This is a genomic window from Nocardia alni (assembly GCF_019038435.1).
Taxonomy (GTDB): domain Bacteria; phylum Actinomycetota; class Actinomycetes; order Mycobacteriales; family Mycobacteriaceae; genus Nocardia; species Nocardia alni.
Genome location: NZ_JAGPOX010000404.1, coordinates 1 through 389, shown reverse-complemented (window position 1 = coordinate 389; position 389 = coordinate 1). Strand labels below are relative to the sequence as shown.

1 protein-coding gene is annotated in these 389 nt (G+C 67.6%); it reads left to right on the top strand.

The annotated features are described in order from the left end of the window. Nucleotides 1-143: 143 nt before the first annotated feature. On the top strand, nucleotides 144-389 hold a 246-nt coding region (locus tag JZ791_RS47530), incomplete at its 3' end, for an NAD(P)H-dependent oxidoreductase (protein ID WP_216904047.1).

Here is a 389-nt window from a genome sequence, read left to right as displayed (position 1 = left end):
GCGGGGCATTCACCGGCCCTTGGGAACCGACGGAGAGGCCTTGGGCCGGCCCATCACCTCCGGAATGCCCTCATCGGCAGGTTGTTTCACGTGGAACACCGGCTTGCAGGAATCCTGCCGCGCGGCTGTGGTCGAATCACGCCATGCCCCAACTCCTCGTCTTCGCCGGCAGCACGCGCCAGCAATCCCTCAACCGCCGGCTGGCCCGCGCCGCTGCCGACATCGCCCGCAGCGCAGGTGCCGACGCGACCCTGCTGGAGCTGTCGGATTTCGACATCCCGCTCTACAACGCCGATCTCGAATCCCAGGGCACGCCCGCCGACGTGGTGCGCCTGAAAGAGGTCCTGCAGGCCCATGCCGGCTGGATCGTCTGCTCGCCCGAATACAAC